Annotated in this window: 14 protein-coding genes; 2 read left to right on the top strand and 12 right to left on the bottom strand. The window is 69.7% G+C overall.

The genetic code is table 11. The features are described from left to right. The 9 genes from RIN43_RS06135 to RIN43_RS06095 all read right to left on the bottom strand — a co-directional run. A partial coding sequence (locus tag RIN43_RS06135; RefSeq protein WP_309128002.1) for a cell wall-binding repeat-containing protein occupies positions 1-1,600 on the bottom strand: 1,600 nt, incomplete at its 3' end. 103 nt (positions 1,601-1,703) lie between these two features. Then, on the bottom strand, positions 1,704-2,777 hold the full coding sequence (locus RIN43_RS06130; protein WP_309128001.1) for a glycosyltransferase: 1,074 nt from the start codon (positions 2,775-2,777) through the stop codon (positions 1,704-1,706). Between the two features lie 50 nt (positions 2,778-2,827). After that, positions 2,828-4,279, bottom strand: a complete 1,452-nt coding sequence (locus tag RIN43_RS06125) for an LCP family protein (RefSeq protein ID WP_309128000.1) — start codon at positions 4,277-4,279, stop codon at positions 2,828-2,830. Beyond that, the gene (gene purE, locus RIN43_RS06120; RefSeq protein WP_309128125.1) at positions 4,276-4,743 is read right to left on the bottom strand and encodes a 5-(carboxyamino)imidazole ribonucleotide mutase; all 468 of its coding nucleotides are present in this window, start codon (positions 4,741-4,743) and stop codon (positions 4,276-4,278) included. The genes RIN43_RS06125 and purE overlap by 4 nt, the downstream gene beginning before the upstream one ends. Positions 4,744-4,852: 109 nt before the next feature. Further along, positions 4,853-5,977, bottom strand: a complete 1,125-nt coding sequence (locus RIN43_RS06115) for a 5-(carboxyamino)imidazole ribonucleotide synthase (protein WP_309127999.1) — start codon at positions 5,975-5,977, stop codon at positions 4,853-4,855. A gap of 138 nt (positions 5,978-6,115) precedes the next feature. Continuing rightward, entirely contained in the window at positions 6,116-6,667 is a 552-nt protein-coding gene (locus tag RIN43_RS06110; protein WP_309127998.1) for a PH domain-containing protein, read from the bottom strand. A 52-nt stretch (positions 6,668-6,719) separates the two neighbouring features. Then, positions 6,720-7,478 (bottom strand): biotin--[acetyl-CoA-carboxylase] ligase, encoded by a 759-nt coding sequence (locus tag RIN43_RS06105; protein ID WP_309127997.1) that lies wholly within the window; start codon positions 7,476-7,478, stop codon positions 6,720-6,722. Beyond that, complete coding sequence (locus tag RIN43_RS06100) at positions 7,478-8,767, bottom strand: CDP-glycerol glycerophosphotransferase family protein (RefSeq protein ID WP_309127996.1); 1,290 nt, start codon at positions 8,765-8,767, stop codon at positions 7,478-7,480. The genes RIN43_RS06105 and RIN43_RS06100 overlap by 1 nt, the downstream gene beginning before the upstream one ends. 17 nt (positions 8,768-8,784) lie before the next feature. Further along, positions 8,785-10,020, bottom strand: coding sequence for a hypothetical protein (locus RIN43_RS06095; protein ID WP_309127995.1), 1,236 nt, complete (start codon positions 10,018-10,020; stop codon positions 8,785-8,787). Between the two features lie 118 nt (positions 10,021-10,138). On the opposite strand from RIN43_RS06095, the gene RIN43_RS06090 reads away from it, so the two are divergent. Beyond that, on the top strand, positions 10,139-11,176 hold the full coding sequence (locus RIN43_RS06090; protein WP_309128124.1) for a glycosyltransferase family 2 protein: 1,038 nt from the start codon (positions 10,139-10,141) through the stop codon (positions 11,174-11,176). A gap of 15 nt (positions 11,177-11,191) precedes the next feature. On the opposite strand, the gene RIN43_RS06085 is transcribed toward RIN43_RS06090, so the two are convergent. The 3 genes from RIN43_RS06085 to RIN43_RS06075 are packed head-to-tail and all read right to left on the bottom strand — an operon-like array spanning position 11,192 to position 15,647. Further along, positions 11,192-12,646 carry a CDP-glycerol glycerophosphotransferase family protein gene (locus tag RIN43_RS06085; protein WP_309127994.1) on the bottom strand — a complete coding sequence of 485 codons (1,455 nt, stop codon included), beginning with the start codon at positions 12,644-12,646 and terminating at the stop codon, positions 11,192-11,194. Beyond that, positions 12,643-13,896: a CDP-glycerol glycerophosphotransferase family protein gene (locus tag RIN43_RS06080; RefSeq protein ID WP_309127993.1), complete on the bottom strand. Its 1,254-nt coding sequence runs from the start codon at positions 13,894-13,896 to the stop codon at positions 12,643-12,645. The genes RIN43_RS06085 and RIN43_RS06080 overlap by 4 nt, the downstream gene beginning before the upstream one ends. Before the next feature lie 59 nt (positions 13,897-13,955). Continuing rightward, on the bottom strand, positions 13,956-15,647 hold the full coding sequence (locus tag RIN43_RS06075; RefSeq protein WP_309127992.1) for a trypsin-like peptidase domain-containing protein: 1,692 nt from the start codon (positions 15,645-15,647) through the stop codon (positions 13,956-13,958). Positions 15,648-15,744: 97 nt separating this feature from the next. On the opposite strand from RIN43_RS06075, the gene RIN43_RS06070 reads away from it, so the two are divergent. After that, the gene (locus RIN43_RS06070) at positions 15,745-16,944 is read left to right on the top strand and encodes an aminotransferase class I/II-fold pyridoxal phosphate-dependent enzyme (RefSeq protein WP_309127991.1); all 1,200 of its coding nucleotides are present in this window, start codon (positions 15,745-15,747) and stop codon (positions 16,942-16,944) included. The last annotated feature ends 29 nt before the right edge of the window (positions 16,945-16,973 follow it).

The following is a 16,973-nucleotide window of genomic DNA, read 5'->3' as shown; positions in this document are numbered from 1 at the left end:
CCGCCAGCGCATCCGGGAAGTCCATCCCGTTCGCCACATACGCCACCGGAACACCCGCCGACGGGAACGCCGCCTTCGACACCGACACCGCCGTGTCATAACGCGTCGCACCACCCTGCCTCGACACATTCGCCGAGTAGCTGCGCACCTGCGATTCGACGGTGGCGGAGACGACACCGGTGCCGCCAAGGATGACCACACGCTGGGGCCTCAGCCGCGACAACTCGTTCTTCACCGCCGCGGGCAACCCGTTCGACGGTGTCAGCAGCACCGGACCACCCAGCAGCCCCGCCGCAGCAGCCCCCGCCAGCGCATCCGGGAAGTCCATCCCGTTCGCCACATACGCCACCGGAACACCCGCCGACGGGAACGCCGCCTTCGACACCGACACCGCCGTGTCATAACGCGTCGCACCACCCTGCCTCGACACGTTCGGAACCGCGGGAGTGATTGCCTGTGACGCCGCAGATGCAGGAGAACTCCCGATGGTGTTCCTCGCGACGACCGTGAAGGTGTACGAAGTGCCGTTGACGAGCCCTGAGATCACAGCCGTGGTGGCTCCGGTCGTGTTCACAGTCTTGCCGCCGGGACGCGTCGTGACCGTGTACCCGGAGATCGTCGCGCCGCCGTTGGCCGCGGGCGCAGTCCAGGACACGGTGGCCTGACGGTCGCCCGGTGTGGCGACGACGCCGGTCGGCGCGCCGGGCTTGGTCGCCTGCGTCGATCCGAACCAGTCGGTGAAGTAGTTGTAGAAGTTGCGGTTGCCGTAGCTCGAACACGAGTTCCCGGTCCCGTATCCGGCTTTCAGGGCGGCGGCGTTCGGCTGATACGGCGTGTAGTAATAGAGGGCCGATGTCGCCTTGTTCGCGACGTAGGCGGGCGCGGTGCCGCAGGCGCGGTTGGGGTGGTAGAGGATGTTCCACGTCTTGCCAGGCGCGTACCAGGTGAAGTACCGGCCCTCCATATACATCTGCATTTGACGGGCGGCGCCGTAGATCTGGTGGAAGAAGCCGACGTACGCCGGGTTGCATGGTGCGTCGTCTGGACATCCCTGACCGAGCGCCTTGTCGTATCGCCATGCGCTGGGCCACGTGTGCGTCACCAGGCTCTGCTCCTTCTGAAGCATGACGATGAGCACGCGCGGGTTGATGTCACACGACTGCGAGACCCGGTAGATGATGCGCGCGGCACTCTCACCTCTCGCCCCCGTGTATCCCTTGCAGTAATTGTCGGCCGGGCGGTTCACCGAATCGGTGCGGTAGTCCTTGAGGCAGATGATCGGGCCCCACTTGTCGCTGCCACCCCGGCAGGTTTTCACCTTGGAGTTGAAGAACGACTGGATCTGCGCTTCCGTCATGGTGCTCTTGTCGGTGAACACCGCGTCGCTGATGATGTTCCCGGCCTTGAACCCGACGAGTGAGGTCTTCACCGGTCCGCCCGGGGCGCGCGCGACCACGGGAGAAGAGGCCGACGCGACCGACGCGGACGCCGCTGAGACCGGCGCAGCGGTGCCGAGTATCAGTGCGAAGACGGCGACGAGGGTCGCCAGCCATCTGCCTCTTCCGAACGGTCGCGAAGGCCGGGTTCCATGCGCAGACATGTGACTAGTGTGACTGAAGTTGCGGCATGATGCCAGTGAGGCGGTATATCGGGCGATTTCCCTCGGCGTGTCGAGCGTTTCCGAGCTTGCTCTCAGACAATGATCAGAGATCGGCGTGCAGCGCCCAGACCCGCTCCGCCGAACTCGCCCACGAGAAGGCTCGCGACCGGTCCGAACCGAGCACGCTCAAGCGCCGTGCTCCGTCACCCAGGGCGTCTTCCAGCGCATCCCCGAGCTCCTCGACGGTGACCAGTGCGCCGCCGTCCGCCAGCACGTCACGGTGCACACCCGAATCGACGGCGACCAGTGGCACCCCCAGCGCCATCGCCTCGATCGCTCGCCATGGCCAGGTGGAGACGGCGGATGCCGCGACCACCGCACCCGCTCCGCCGATCACCGCAGCACGGTCGGCGTCGTCCAGCGCACCGCGGATGTGCGCGCGCCGCTCGGGCAGACCGGCGGCGGATGCTGCGTCGGCGAGCGCCGGTTCAGCGCCGTCGGCGGCATCCACCATGACGACGTCGACGTCGGCGCGCGCCGCGGCGCGGAACCCCTCCGCGAGCGCATCGCCCTCCCCCGTCACCACGACGTAGCGCGCCGGCAGCTGCAGTTCCGCACGCCGATGGTCGGCATCCTCGGGCGGGCGGAAACCCTCCGGGGCCGCGCCGGCGATCACTCGGATCCGATCGCCGAACGACGCGATGCCGGCGAGGCGCTCAGCCATCGCATGCGAGGGCACCACGACCGCGTCCGCGTGCTTCGCAGCGCGCTTCAGCATCGCGCGCTGCCACACGACGTTCGCCTTGGGCAGCGCGTCCGGAGTCTCCCACGCCTTGAGATCCCACACCGTGATGGTGATCTGGTCGTTGTCGTGCAGGCGGTCGTGGCGCACGAGCGGGGCCATGAGGCTGGGCGCGTGGATCAGCCCGCCGCCGACCCCTGGCGCCATCCCCAGCTGCCACGACGCCGCGAGCTCACGTCGCCCGAGCGGAAGGGTCCGCACATCGTGCACACCCCGCACGCCCACCGAGCCCCCAGAGGGCACCAGTGCCGAGACCAGGCATCCGCGCGGAGCGGTCGCGACGAGACCTGCGGTCAGCGCCATCGCAGCACGCGCCTGATCGGGGTCGACGACCTGCGCCGCCTGATCGAGCACCACCCGTAACTGCACACTCATAAGGCAACCCTAAGCGGGCGGGCGCCGCGCGCCGGGAGGCGGGGCCGTGATCAGCTGGACGGCGTCTGCTCCTTCGGCGGGTGGAGCGTCTCGTCGATCATCTGCCTGACATGCTCGTAATCCGGCTCGTGCTCGTCGACCCCGTTGTCGGGGGTCAGCTCGATGCGCGTGACAGGATGCTTCTTCGCTTTCATCACCAGATCGAAGAACTCAGGCAGCTTGTCCTTCGGCAGGTCGGTCTGCACCAGCGCGGTGCCGGCGGCGGCGATGTCGTTGAACCGTGAGGCCACGTTCTCGGGGGTGAACTGCTCTAGTATCGCCACCTGCAGCTCGCGCTGCCGCTTCATGCGGTCCCAGTCGCTGGTCGTGTACCTCGACCGTGCGTACCACTGCGCGGTGTCGCCGTTCATGTGCTGCTCGCCGGGCTCGATCCAGCCGATCGCCCAGTCGTCGACGGGCTGACCGGTGTACGCCGGTCCGCCACCCTTCGGCAGCCGCTCGGTGACTTCGATGTCCACGCCGCCGAGTGCGTCGACGAGCTGCGCGAAGCCGTTCATGTCGAGGAACACGTAGTACGGGATCTCGATGCCCAGCGCGCCCTCCGCAGCGTCCTTGGTCGCCTCGATGCCGGGAGCGGAACCGTGGGCGGCCGCATCCGGGTAGAGGCTCTTGCCCTGATCGCCTCTGCAGACCTCGGCGGCGTTGCGGATGTGGTTCATCCAGCCGTTCCAACCGCAGCTCGCGCTCGACTGCCCCTCGAAGCCGTTCGGATACAGCTCCAGCATCGGACTTCCCTCGCTGAACGGCGCGTGGGGAAGCTCTCTCGGGATGCCGGTGATCGTCACCGCCCCCGTCTCGGCGTTCACCGAGACCACAGAGATGCTGTCGAACCGCATGGAATCTCGTCCGTCGCCGCTGTCGGCGCCGAGCAGCAGGATGTTGTAGTAGCCGTCACTGGGCGGCAGGCTCGGTCCGCTGTTGCCGAAGATCGCGTCGAGCGCCCCGCGGCTCGAGGCGGCGACGGTCGAGGCGTACACCGCTCCCCCACCCGCCAGCGCCATCACCAGCAGCGAGGCGATCGGTACCACCCATCGCGACACCGTCGGCAGCTTCACCAGCCGCACCAGGCGCAGAGCGTCGACGGTGAGCACGAGCCAGAGCACGGCGTAGCCGATCAGTGTCACCTGCGCGAGCGTCAGCACGATCCACGACAGCGGCCCCGAGACCATCCAGATGAGCACCGGGCGCGCGAACAGCGCAAGAGCGGCACCGAGCACCAGCAGCCCCCAGCCTGCCAGCGTCGCGCCGAGGCCGATACGACCGAGTCGGCGGTTGCCGGCGAGCACCTGCGCCGACCCGGGGACGAGGGCGTTGAGCACGACGAGCCACCAGGCGCGTCGCCCCATCATCGCCGCATCGCCGAGGTCGGGATTACGCAGCGGGCGCGTCTCGATCAGCGGACGCGCGCCTGGTGCAGAGGTGCGCGGAGCCGCCAGGGTCACAGCGAATCCTTCAGCCGCTCGTTCTTCTCGCCGACCTGCTCCTCGAGGTCACGGGCGTACTGCTCGACGCGGTCGGCGAGCGCCTCGTCGGAAGTGCCGAGGATGCGTGCGGCGAGGATTCCGGCGTTGCGCGCACCGCCGATCGACACCGTCGCCACGGGGATGCCTGCGGGCATCTGCACGATGGAGAGCAGCGAATCCATGCCGTCCAGGAACGCCAGCGGCACCGGCACACCGACGACGGGGAGCGCGGTCATCGAGGCGAGCATCCCCGGCAGGTGTGCGGCACCGCCGGCGCCGGCGATGATCACCCGGATGCCGCGGCCGCGTGCCTCCCGCGCGTAGCTCATCAGCTTGTCCGGGGTGCGGTGTGCGGAGACCACCTCGACCTCGTGCGGGATGCCGAAGTCGGTGAGCGCCTGAGAGGCGTCGCTCATCACGCGCCAGTCGGAGTCGGAACCCATCACGACGCCGACCAGGGGCGAACTCGAGGAATGCAGCGGCTCAGTCACCATGACAGGCTACGTCCCGCCGCTGAGAGATTCCGGGAGCGGCACGCGCCCGCGCGGCCGATCAGAGGAAGTGATCGGCCGCGGCCCGCGCCGTGTACACAGCGTCGTCGAGGTCGTCGCCGGAGACGTTGACGTGCCCGACCTTGCGGCCGGGGCGCGGCGACTTGCCGTACGTATGGACCTTCGCCTCGGGATGCTCGGCCATCGCCCGCGCGAATCGGTCCTCCAGCGCGCCTTCGGCCGGCCCTCCGAGGATGTTGACCATCACGGTCCACGGTGAACGCGGCTCGGTGGCACCGAGCGGCAGGTCCGCCACGGCGCGCAGATGCTGCTCGAACTGTCCGGTCACGGAGCCGTCCTGGCTCCAGTGACCGCTGTTGTGCGGGCGCATGGCCAACTCGTTCACGAGGATGCGCTCGTCGTCGGTCTCGAACAGCTCGACAGCGAGCATGCCTGTCACGCCGATTCCCTCGGCGATCCGCCGGCCGATCTGCTCGGCCACCTGCACGAGGCGATCGTGGGCATCCGGGGCGGGCGCGATGACCTCGGCGCACACGCCATCGCGCTGCACCGTCTCGACCACCGGGTACGCGACGATCTGGCCGCTGGGGCGGCGCGCCACCTGCTGTGCGAGCTCGCGGGTGAACGACACGAGCTCCTCCGCGAGCAGCGCCTCGCCCTCGCCCGCGGCGTCGAACCAGTCTGCGGCATCCGCTCCGGCGCGCACCACGCGCACGCCCTTGCCGTCGTAGCCACCGCGCGGTGTCTTCACGACCGCACCGCCGCCGTGCTCGTCGATGAAACGCTGCAGCTCCCCTTCGTCGTGCACAGGAGCCCAGTCGGGCTGCGGCACACCGAGCTCCGCGAGCCGCGCGCGCATGACCAGCTTGTCCTGCGCGAACTGCAGCGCATCGGGTCCCGGGTGCACCTGAACGCCGTCGGCGACCAGGGCGCGCAGCACCTCCTGAGGGACGTGCTCGTGGTCGAAGGTGACGACGTCGACGTCACGCACGAAGGAGCGGACGGTCTCGAGATCCCGATAGTCGCCGACCGCGGTCGCCGCGAGCTGCGCGGACATCCCCTCGTCCTCGGCGAGCACCCGCAGTTCGAGTCCGAGCTCGACCGCCGGGGCGATCATCATCCTGGCGAGCTGTCCGCCGCCGATCACGCCTACGCGCACCGTCATTCGCGTTCCCTTCGTCGGGACCATTCTTCCGCATCCCGGCGCTCGTTTCCTCCGACGACCGCGCCCCAGCGCCTGAGCCACGGAGGCAGACCCGACGGACTGCGTCCGATATCGCCGGTGTCGTGCCGGCAGCGACGCTCACCGCTCGGCGAGCGGCTCCACGGAGTGCGCGTCGCGGTGCGCGAGGATCTGGTTCACCTCGACCTGATCGGCGAGTGCCTCGTGCACGAGATTGACGCTGGGCACGTTGAGCAGTCGCAGCGGCGCGTCGACCCCGTTGCTCAGCGTGATGGTGCCCGCTCCCCAGATACGCTGCAGCAGACCGCGCCGCACGGCGATGGAGTACCCCCTGGTGTGCGACAGCTCCCGGCGCCGGCGCGAGCCGAGCCCCTCTCTCACGATCACCCGGCGGGTGGTGATCGTGTACGTGCGCGAGATCCAGGCCACGTACGGAACCACGACGAGGAGAAGCACGGTGACGGCGGCCCCGGCGAGCAGCATCCAGTCCTCGAACGGAGCGCGCAGGTTGCCGTAGAAGTACGCCGTGACCCCGCAGACGCAGATCAGCACCAGCGCGGACCAGAACAGTCGGCGGGCGTGGCTGCGGAAGCGCGCCACCAGCATCTCCTCCACGGGGGCGCCTGGCGGTGGCATCACCGGCCGCCCTCCGAGCGTCACTGGCTGGGTCATGCCTCCATTGTGCCCATCGACGCATCACCAGCCGTCCGACGCGCCGGAGCCGTCACACCGGGCGCACGTGGACGACGTCACCGGCGGAGACGGAACGCTCCGCCCGCCCGTCGTCGACGACCAGACGTCCGTCCTCGTCGAGCCTGACCGCGGTGCCGCCCAGTTCCGCGCCCCCAGGAAGGAGTACGCGCACCCGCCGGCCGATGGTGACGCAGCGGGCCGTGGTATCCGCGTGCAGCGCCGAAGCCGCTGCGCCGCTTCCGAGTCCGGCGATGATCCCGGCCAGCCGCGCGAGGTAGTCCGCGAGCAGCCGGTCGACGTCGACTTCCGCACCCAGCGCGGCGAAGGAGGTCGCCGTCGGCACAGGCAGTTGCTCCGCAGTCATGGCGGTGTTCACGCCGGCACCCACGATCACGGCGTCCGACGTCGCCTCGGCGAGGATGCCGCAGATCTTGCGCCCGTCCACGAGGACATCGTTCGGCCACTTCAGGCCGACGTGCCGACCGGGCAGCTGAGCCGCCACGGCATCCGTCATGGCGACGCCGGCGGCGAGCGGGATCCATCCTCGCTCCCGCGCGCCCGGCGGAAGATCGCGCAGCAGCACTGACACGGCGAGCGCGGTGCCCGCCGGAGTCTCCCAGGTGCGGTCCAGACGGCCACGACCGGCCGTCTGGGTGTCGGTCATCAGCACCGACAGATGCGGCCAGGATGCCCGATCGTGGGAGAGCTCCCGCAGTTCGGCGTTCGTCGAGGGGCTCTGCGCCACGACGACCAGCCGGGAGGCGACGCTGCTGGCGCGCTCCAGGCGCATCAGTCCTCGTCCTCGTCGTCGCCGTCTTCGTCCTCGTCGGCATCCTGGTCGTCGGTGCCACGCCCGAGGTCGCGTGCGTGCCAGTCCTCCCACGCCGCCATCAGCTGCTCGATGGCCGCGTGGAACTTGGCCGTCGCGGCTCCCTGGGCGGTGTCGCCGAAGTAGTGCTGCACCCACGTGCGCAGTCGCGCCACCGCCTCGTCGTCGGCGCGCACCCGCTCGACCTCGGCGACGACGTCGGCGGCGCCTTCGACCGTCAGCCATTCGCACGCGGACAGGTAGCCCTTCGTGTCGATCGACGCCCGCTCGTCCGCGGGACGGGTTATCAGCAGCGGGCGCCCAGCGGCGAGTCGGTCGTAGACCATGGCGGAGATGTCGACGATCGCGACGTCGGCGGCGGCGAGCTGCCAGCCGAGCTCGGGTCCGTCGTCATGCACATGCTGCGCAGCCGGGTCTGCGGCGTTCGCCTGCGCTATCGCGGCGAGGATGCGGCGATGCGCCGCCCCGTACGCGGGCTTGACCACGCCGCTGCGCGGGTGCGGACGGTAGATGACGCGGTGTCTTCCGGTGGCGAGCAGCCCGCTGACGATCGCCTCGCCGTGACTTGCGATCGATCCGTAGTGCGCCGACGGCCGGTCGCCTTCCCAGGTCGGCGCATACAGCACGACAGTGCGATCGTCGGGTGTGTACGGCAGGGTTCCGGAGTAATGGTCTGCCTGCGGCCGGCCGATCTCGATCGCCCGGCGATCGATGTCGTAGTCCCAGAGAGTGCGACTGAGCCGCTCGCGTGCGGCCTGACCGGCGATCAGCGCATAGTCGTACGCCTTGTACTGATTGGTGGTCATGTACATCTTGTCGGACTCGCCGTGGTTGATGAAGACGTGCCAGCGCCGCCCGTACCGGAACATCTGGAAGTTGCGGGTGTTCTGATTCACGTACAGCACGATGCGGATGTCCTGCGCGGCGATGAACCTCTCGAGGTTGCGCACAGTGGGCACGAACGCCACCGGCGGACCGTCCTCCTCGATCAGCTTCTCGGCGCCGGTCGCGCTGCGCGAGAGCACCACCACGGGCCAGCGCTCCGCGAGTCCGGCCAGCGGCTTGTACCACTGCCGCATCTGGTACATGTTCACGGCCCCGTCGGCGAAATACACCGCGATCTTGTAGTGATCACGCGGGTGCGGCCCGCGCGCCGAGAGGGCTCGTCTGACCCGCTGCACCGCCTTGCGCGAGGCGAGGGCCTTCCGCAGCAGCCGGTACGCCTTCTTCCCGTCAGAAACGACACCCATCGTTCCAGAATACGGCGTCAGGGTGCCGTACCCTCGCGGGCCGCCTGCTCCTCCCAGGCATCGCAGAGCTGCTGGATCGCGGTCTCGAACCGCCTCGTCGCCGCGCCGGGAGCGGTGTCGCCGAAGTACCGCTCCGACCAGCGCGCCAGCCGGGCGACGGCCTCCTCGTCGGCGCGCACGCGCTCGACCTGGGCTGCGACGTCGTCAGCGGCCTCCGCATCGAGCCATTCGCAGTCGGAGAGGTAACCGGTACGGTCGATCTCGGCGTCCTCGTTGACAGGCCTGGTGACCATGAGAGGCTTCCCTGTCGCGAGACGGTCGTAGATCATCGCCGAGACGTCGAGGATCGCGACATCGGCTGCGGTCAGCTGCCAGCCGATCTCCGGCCGGTCGTCGTACACGTGCTGGGCAGTCGGGTCCGCGGTGTTCGCTGCCTCGATCATCGACACGATGCGCCGGCTCGCGTCTCCGTACCCTTTGTCCATCACTCCGGTGCGCGGATGCGGCCGGTAGATCACCCTGTGCCGCCCGGTGGCGAGCAGCTGCTCCACCAGTCTCACGCCGTGACTGCGCACCGAGCCGTAGCTCATGGACTCGCGGTCGCCCTCCCACGTCGGCGCATACAGCACGACCGTGCGCTCGTCGGCCGCGTAAGGAACCGTCCCGGCGAAATGGTCGGCCTGCGGCCGGCCGATCTGGATGGTACGACCGTCGACGTCGTAATCCCACAGCGCGTCGGCGAGGCGGTCGCGGGCGGCGCCGCCTGCGATGAACGCGAAATCGTAGGCCTTGTACTGATTGCTGGCCATGTAGATCTTGTCGGACTCACCGTGGCTGATGAAGACGTGCCAGCGCCGCCCATACCGGAACATCTGGAAGTTGCGGGTGTTCTGATTCACGTACAGCACGATGCGGACGTCCTGCTCGTCGACGAACGCCTCCAGATCGTCCACCTTGGGCACGAACGCCACCGGGAGCTGGCCATCTCGCAGAAGCTGCTCCGCACCCAGCGGGGAGCGTGCGATCACGACGATCGGCAGCCGGTCCGCGATCGCCTGCAGGGGGCGATACCACTGGCGGATCTGGTACATGTTCACGTCGGTGTCGGCGAAGTACACCGCGATCCGGTAGTGCCGGCGGGGATGAGGCCGCTGCTGCGAGAGCATCCGGCGCACGCGCTGACCTGCTGCACGCGTCGTGACCGCCCGCCGCAGCAGACGATAGGCCTTCTTCGCATCGGTTACGGCATCCATCGCTGGCACCGTATCGAGCCAACCTCCGAATCGTCCGAGCAGCGCCGGCGTCGCCGCATGACATGATCGACGGGTGCACGACAACGACAGCATCGAGACGACGGGCGTCTCGTTCGTCATGCCCGTACTCAACGAGCGTGACTACCTCGAGCACGCTGTGCGCTCGGTGCTGCAGCAGGACATCTCGGGTCCGACCGAGCTCGTGCTCGCCCTCGGACCGTCGACCGACGGCACCACCGAGCTCGCCAGGCGCCTCGCCGCGGAGGACGACCGCGTGCGCGTCGTCGACAACCCGCAGGCGCACATCCCGGTCGGCCTGAACGCCGCCATCCGCGCCAGCCGCTACCCGGTCGTCATCCGCGTGGACGCCCACTCCGAGCTCGCTCCCGGCTACGCACGGAAGGCGCTTCGCACCCTCGAGCGCACCGGCGCCGCGAACGTCGGAGGCGTCATGCGCGCCGACGGCCGTACGCCCTTCCAGCGCGCCGTGGCGCGGCTGTACAACTCCCCCGTCGGCCTGGGCGGCGGCGCGTATCACGGCGGCGCGCGTGAGGGCGAGGCCGAGTCGGCGTATCTGGGAGTGATGCGCCGCGAGGTGCTGGACGAAGTCGGAATGTTCGACGAGAGCATCCGTCGCGGTGAGGACTGGGAGCTGAACCTGCGCATCCGTCAGGCCGGTCACCTGGTGTGGTTCGATCCGGAGCTGTCGGTGACGTACTGGCCGCGCGAGAGCTGGTGGCGGCTCGCCCGTCAGTTCCGCGCCACCGGGGCATGGCGCGGCGAGTTGGTGCGCCGGTACGGGCGACGCAACAGCCTGCGCTATTTCGCCCCTCCCGCACTGGTCGTGCTCACCGCCCTGGCTGTGATCACCGGGGTCCTGCAGCTCACCGGCGTGCTGCGCGGTGCGGCGGCGGTCGTCGCAACGATCGTGTACCTGCCGCTGGCCGCCTACCTGCTGCTGGTGCTCGCGGTCGGCCTGGGCGGGGTCGGGATCGCGCGCGTCCCGCGCGGCGTCGGCGAGCGACTGTGGACCCTCGCGGTGATGCCCACCATGCACGTCGCGTGGGGTCTGGGATTTCTCACCGGCGTGCTGCGCGGGGCAGGCGACACCGTCGACGCGTCCCGTCTCGGCGACCGCAACACGCCGCTGCCCTGATCGGCGGAAGCCGGGTCAGGCGGTCAGCCAGCCCTGGTCGAGGATACGAGACACCACCCGTTCTGCGGCCGCGCCGTCGTCGCGCCGGTTGAACTGCGCCTGCCACGCCGCGTACCGCTCCCGGTGTGTCTCGGGCACCTCACGCGCCTCCAACGCCTCCACCAGCTCCTCATGATCGCGCACCAGCGGTCCCGGCGCGCGCTCGGCGAGATCGAAGTAGAAGCCGCGCAGCTCGCCGCGGTAGTGCTCGAGATCCGGCACCAGGAAGTACATCGGCCGGCCGGTGACCGAGTAGTCGAACATCACCGACGAGTAGTCCGTGATCAAAGCGTCGGCGATGAGCAGCAGACGTGCCGTCTCGGGGTACCCGGTCACATCGATGACGCGTGCACCGGCGCGGTCGCGTCCAGGCCGCAGCGTGCGAGAGTGTCCGCGCACGAGCACCACGGCATCGGTGTCTGCCGCCAGCCGTTCGGGATCGATGAAGTCCACCATCTCCGCACGGTCATCGCGCCAGGTGGGCGCGTACAGCAGCACCCGCTCGTCGGGCCCGATCCCGAGCGAGGCACGCACCGCTGCCGCGTCGCCGGTGATCAGCACGTCGTTGCGAGGGTAGCCCTCGACCCACATCGGCTTGCCGAAGAACGCGTACGCCTTCTTCAGGATGCGTGCCGCGTAGGTGTTCTGGGCCAGCAGCACGTCCCACCGGCGGGATTCCTTGATCACCGCCGCCATGCGCCGCGGTGCGAAGCCGGGACGGTGCAGAGCCAGCCGCTTCAGCGGCGTGCCGTGCCAGGTCTGCAGCACTCGCTGGCCGGGTTTGCGGACGAAACGACGACGCAGCCAGTCGTTCACTATGAGCATCCGCGCTTCGGCGCGGGCACGCCACCATTCCGGACCGCCTTCGACGACGGCGATCGCGCCCTCAGGCACCTCGACCGACAGATCGGTCACGCTCCAGTAGCGCCGCACCGCCGGTGCGCGCTCAGCGAGCACCCGATCGATGGCGCGCGGGTTGCAGCCTGCGTTCTGACCATAGAAGCTCTCGAAGAACACCGCGTTCTCGCCGGCGCCGATCTGCGACACGTAACGGTCCTCAAGGGTGCGTTGGCCCTCGGCGGTCTCGTAGATCGGGTCCAACGGCGGGGCGATCAGCACCGTGGACCCGTTGATCTCGATGCGCAGGATGGGCAGCAGCGCGCTGGCGAGGACGAGGCCGTCCACGTCCACGCCTTCGACGGCCAGCGCGTAGGTGCCCGAGGGCAGTGGCAGCTCCTGACCGCCCCAGCGCGCAACGCGCAGCGGAAACGTCGCCCTCCACGTCTTGCCGCCCCCGGTGATCCTCGCGGCGGTGCTGGCACGTGGCCCCTGCAGCGTCGCCGACGCCGGCCGCGCGCCGGTCCCCGAGACGATCAGGGTCTGCGCGGATTCGTCGATCCGCGCCTCCACATCGAGCCGGGCCGTCGTCATCGTGCTGCTCCCTTCGGCGCGGGAACTCCCCGCGCGCGGATCGCCTGGTAGACGCGGCGGGCGTTGCGCCCGTCGCGGTGCGCATGCATCTGCTCGCTGAGCGCTGCGGAGCGCCGCACGCGCTCTGCATAGGCATCGCCGCCCGCGAGCACCGCGTCGAGCTGCGCGAGAGCAGTGTCCCAGTCCGTGGCGAAGTCGGCGCCGGCCACCTCTTCGTACCTGCCGTAGAAGCCGCGGTCACGGGCGTACTGCTCGGCATCCGGCGCGAGATAGACGACCGGCATCGCCAGCAGACCCACGTCGTATGCCATGGACGAGTAGTCGGTGATGAGGGCGTCGAACCTCGGCAGCGCCGGTGTCACGTCGGGCAGCAGGTCGGAGTTGAGCATCCGGACCCGCCCACTCGACCAGGGCGGCGAGTACGCGCCCTGCCCGAGCGGATGCGAGCGCACGAACAGCACGGCGTCGCGACGCTCCAGCAGCTCCACGAGGCGCACCCACTGCTCGGCCGTGGGGATAGCAGGATCTGGGGCACCGTCGCGCCAAGTGGGCGCGTACAGCAGCGCGCGCTGGTTCGGAAGCAGCGGACCGGTCAGCGTGAGCAGCGTCGTGGCGGCGTCGCGGCGCTGCGAGTCGGAACCGGCCGACAGCACGTCGACACGAGGCTCGCCTGTGACGACGACCCGGTCGTCGCCGAGCCCGAAAGCGGATTCGAGGCGGCCGCGGGAACGATGCGAGGCGGCGGGCAGCACGCGGATGCGCTGCGCGGCCGCCCGATACATCACGGCGATCAGGCGCCTCAGCAGCGCGGCGCCCGGCAGAGCGGGCACCTGCACGGTCGCCGGCGAGTCGAGTCCGATGCGCTTGAGCGGGATGCCGTGCCAGAGCTGCACGACGAACGCGCCGCTGACGGCATAGCGGTTCGCGTCGCCGAATCCGTGTGTGACCACCACCACCCCGGCGCGGGCCGTCCTCCACCAGCCGCGCAGACTGTCGCGTCTCACCGTGCGGATGCCGAGCGCTGCGGCATCCACGTCGTCGCGTGCGGATCGGGTCAGCCATGTCACCCTGTGCCCGGCCTCTGTCGCGACGCCGTGCAGTGCGAGCGCACCGTCGCCGATCCCGGCCCCGCATCCTATGACCCACGCATCGCCGCGCGGTACGAGCAGTGTGCCGATGCGTCCTGCGGCGTACAGCGGCAGGCGGAGCAGCTTGGCCGCATTGCCGGTGCCGAAAGAGAAGGACGCCACCCCGCGAGCCTATCGCGGGGTGGCGTCCTTCTTCGTTCGCGGAGACTCGCGCCTGGCGATCAGAGCTTCAGTTCGCCCAGCTCCAGCTCCAGCTGATGAGTCTCTCCGTCTCGCACGTAGGTGACCTCGGCGGTGCTGCCGGCTGCGGCGGCCCTCACCTGTGCAGTGAGGTCGGTCGCTCCGGTGATGGGCACGCCGTTGAACTCCGTGACGACGTCGCCCGCTTCGAGCCCGGCGTCTTCGGCGGCACCGCCTCTGGTGGTCTCGGCGATCAGGGCGCCGGCGACGGTGGCCCCTTCCTGCCCAGCGGCGTCGCGCACCATGGCACCGAGCAGGCCGTGGGTCGCGGCGCCGTCGGCGATGATCTCATCGGCGACGCGCTTGGCGATGTTGGACGGAATGGAGAAGCCGAGTCCGATCGAGCCCGACTCGCCCTGAGACGAGCCGCCCGCCGTGGCGATGGCGACATTGATGCCGATCAGCTCGCCCTTGCTGTCGACGAGCGCGCCCCCGGAGTTGCCGGGGTTGATGGCGGCGTCGGTCTGGATCACGGCGATGGAGATCGACTGGCTCGACTGCTGGTTCGGCATCCCGGGGATGTCGAACTGGAACGGACCGCCCTCCTCGTCGCCCTCGGATCCGTCGCCGGGCTCCTCGTTGTCCGGCACCGACTCAGGAACGGCGGCCGAGGCGACCTGGATGCTGCGGTTGAGCGCGCTGATGATGCCAGTGGTCACCGAGTTCGACAGTCCGAGCGGCGCCCCGACGGCCACCGCGGTGTCTCCGACGTTGAGCTTCGTGGAGTCTGCGAACTCGATCGGCTCGAGGTCCTTCGCGCCCTCCAGCTTGATGACCGCGAGATCGTAGATCGGGTCGGTGCCGACCACCGTGGCCTCATAGATGCGGCCGTCAGAGGTCGTGACCCGGATGGCCGGGTCGGCGACCGCCCCGCCCAGGGTGACCACGTGAGTGTTCGTGAGCACGTAGCCGTCGTCCGACAGGATCACTCCTGAACCGCTGCCGCCGCCCTGAGATCCTGCGACCTCGATCGTGACGACCGACGGCAGCACCTCCGTGGCGATCGCGGTGGTCTCGTTCACCGAGCCGGGGTTGTTGACCGTGACGGTCTCAGGGCCGGATTCCGTCGAGGAGACGGGTTTGGCGAACACTGCGCTTCCGATGGCGCTGCCGCCGAAGCCTGCAGCGCCGCCGACGAGCGCCGCGGCCAGCAGCAGGGCCGCCACCTTGACGGGACCGCCGGTCCGCCGCGGTTGGTCGGTGGCGTTCGAGGGCGTCGCGAGCAGAGAAGGGTCCAGCGGGATGGTCGGCTGGGTGTGGGCGTGCGACGGCGCACCTTGCGTGGGTGCCGCTCCGTTCGCGCCGGCCGCCTGACCGAACGCTCTGCCGCCGACGTGCGCGCCGTCACCGGCGCCCGTTCCGTACTGCCCTGGCGCGGGTTGTCCCGGCTGCGCCGGCGCGGCGTGCTGCGCGGAGCCGGGGTGCGGGCCGGGCGCACCGGCCGGCGGCTGCCAGCCGGTCGCGGCCTGGTGCGATCCGAACGCGCCGGGAATGTCATGGCCGGCCTGTGCAGGGGTCGGGCGTTCGAAGTCGGGCCGGGCGGAGGGTTGCGCGGGGGCCGCGTGCGCCGCAGCATCCGGCGCGGCGCCGGCGGGGGTGTCGACGGGGCGGGCCGCATCAGGTCCTGGCTGCTCGCGGTCCGACGCTTCGCCGGGGGTGCTGTTCTCATTCATGGTGTGCTCCTTCACAACGCCCTATCAGCGTGACGCCCGAGTCTGTGCGTTTCGTATGGTGAGCATGGAATTCGCCTATGGTCTTAGCCTGTCTTGCATGGATGTCATCCCCGGCGCCTGGCGGCGCACCGCAGCTGGAGCAGGCCTTCTCTCCCCGGAAGGAGTGGTGGCGCCCACCATCTTCGCAGAGATGTCCGCCGCAGCGGTCCGCACGGGTGCGATCAACCTCGGGCAGGGATTCCCCGATGAGGATGGCCCCGCCGCCGTGCTGGAGGCGGCTCGCGCGGCGATCGCGGAGGGGGCGAATCAGTACCCGCCCGGTCGCGGTACTCCCGATCTCAGGGAGGCGATCAGCGAGCATCAGCGCCGCTTCTACGACCTCGTGGTCGATCCCGAGCAGGAGGTGCTCGTCACAGCGGGGGCCACCGAGGCACTCAGCGCGACGCTGCTGGCGCTGATCGACGGCCCCGACGACGAGGTTGTGGTGTTCGAGCCCTACTACGACGCGTATGCGGCGGCAGTGGCGTTGGCCGGCGCGAGACTGCGGACCGTGCCGCTGCGACGGCCTGACTTCCAGCCGGATCTCGAAGAGCTGGCCGCCGCGGTCACCGACCGCACTCGCATCATCCTGGTGAACGATCCGCACAACCCGACCGGTGCTGTGTTCGGCCCGGAGGTCCTCACCGAGGTGGTCCGCCTCGCACACCTGCACGATGCCGTGATCGTCACCGACGAGGTGTACGAGCACCTGTCTTTCCACGCCCCGCACACTCCCGTCGCGACGCTCCCCGGTGCGGCGGAGCGCACGCTGACGATCTCGTCGGCGGGCAAGACCTTCTCGGTCACGGGCTGGAAGATCGGCTGGGTGCACGGACCTGCCGATCTGATCACGGCTGTGCTCACCGTCAAGCAGTTCCTCACCTACGTGAACGGCTCGCCGTTCCAGCCCGCGATCGCCGCTGGTCTTCGTCTGCCGGATGCGTACTTCTCGGATGCCGCGGCGACGCTGCGGGGCAAGCACGAGCTGCTGGGCGACGCTCTCACCTCGGCCGGCTTCGAGGTGTTCGCCCCACAGGGGGGCTACTTCACGGTCGCGGATGCCGCGCCGCTGGGCGGGGCTGATGCCGCGGCGTTCTGCCGATCCCTGCCGGAGCGCGCGGGCGTGGCCGCCATCCCGATCACCGCTTTCGTCACCCGTGAGAACCGCGAGCGGTACGCCGGACTGGTGCGCTTCGCCGCCTGCAAGAAGGTCGACGTGCTGCAGGAGGCTGCCAGAAGGCTCGGCGTGCTGCGCTGACCCCGCGGGTGCGCCGCTCGGCCCGCCAT

Source organism: Microbacterium sp. (genome assembly GCF_031178445.1).
Classification (GTDB): domain Bacteria; phylum Actinomycetota; class Actinomycetes; order Actinomycetales; family Microbacteriaceae; genus Microbacterium.
This window is presented reverse-complemented; position numbering and strand designations above follow the sequence as displayed.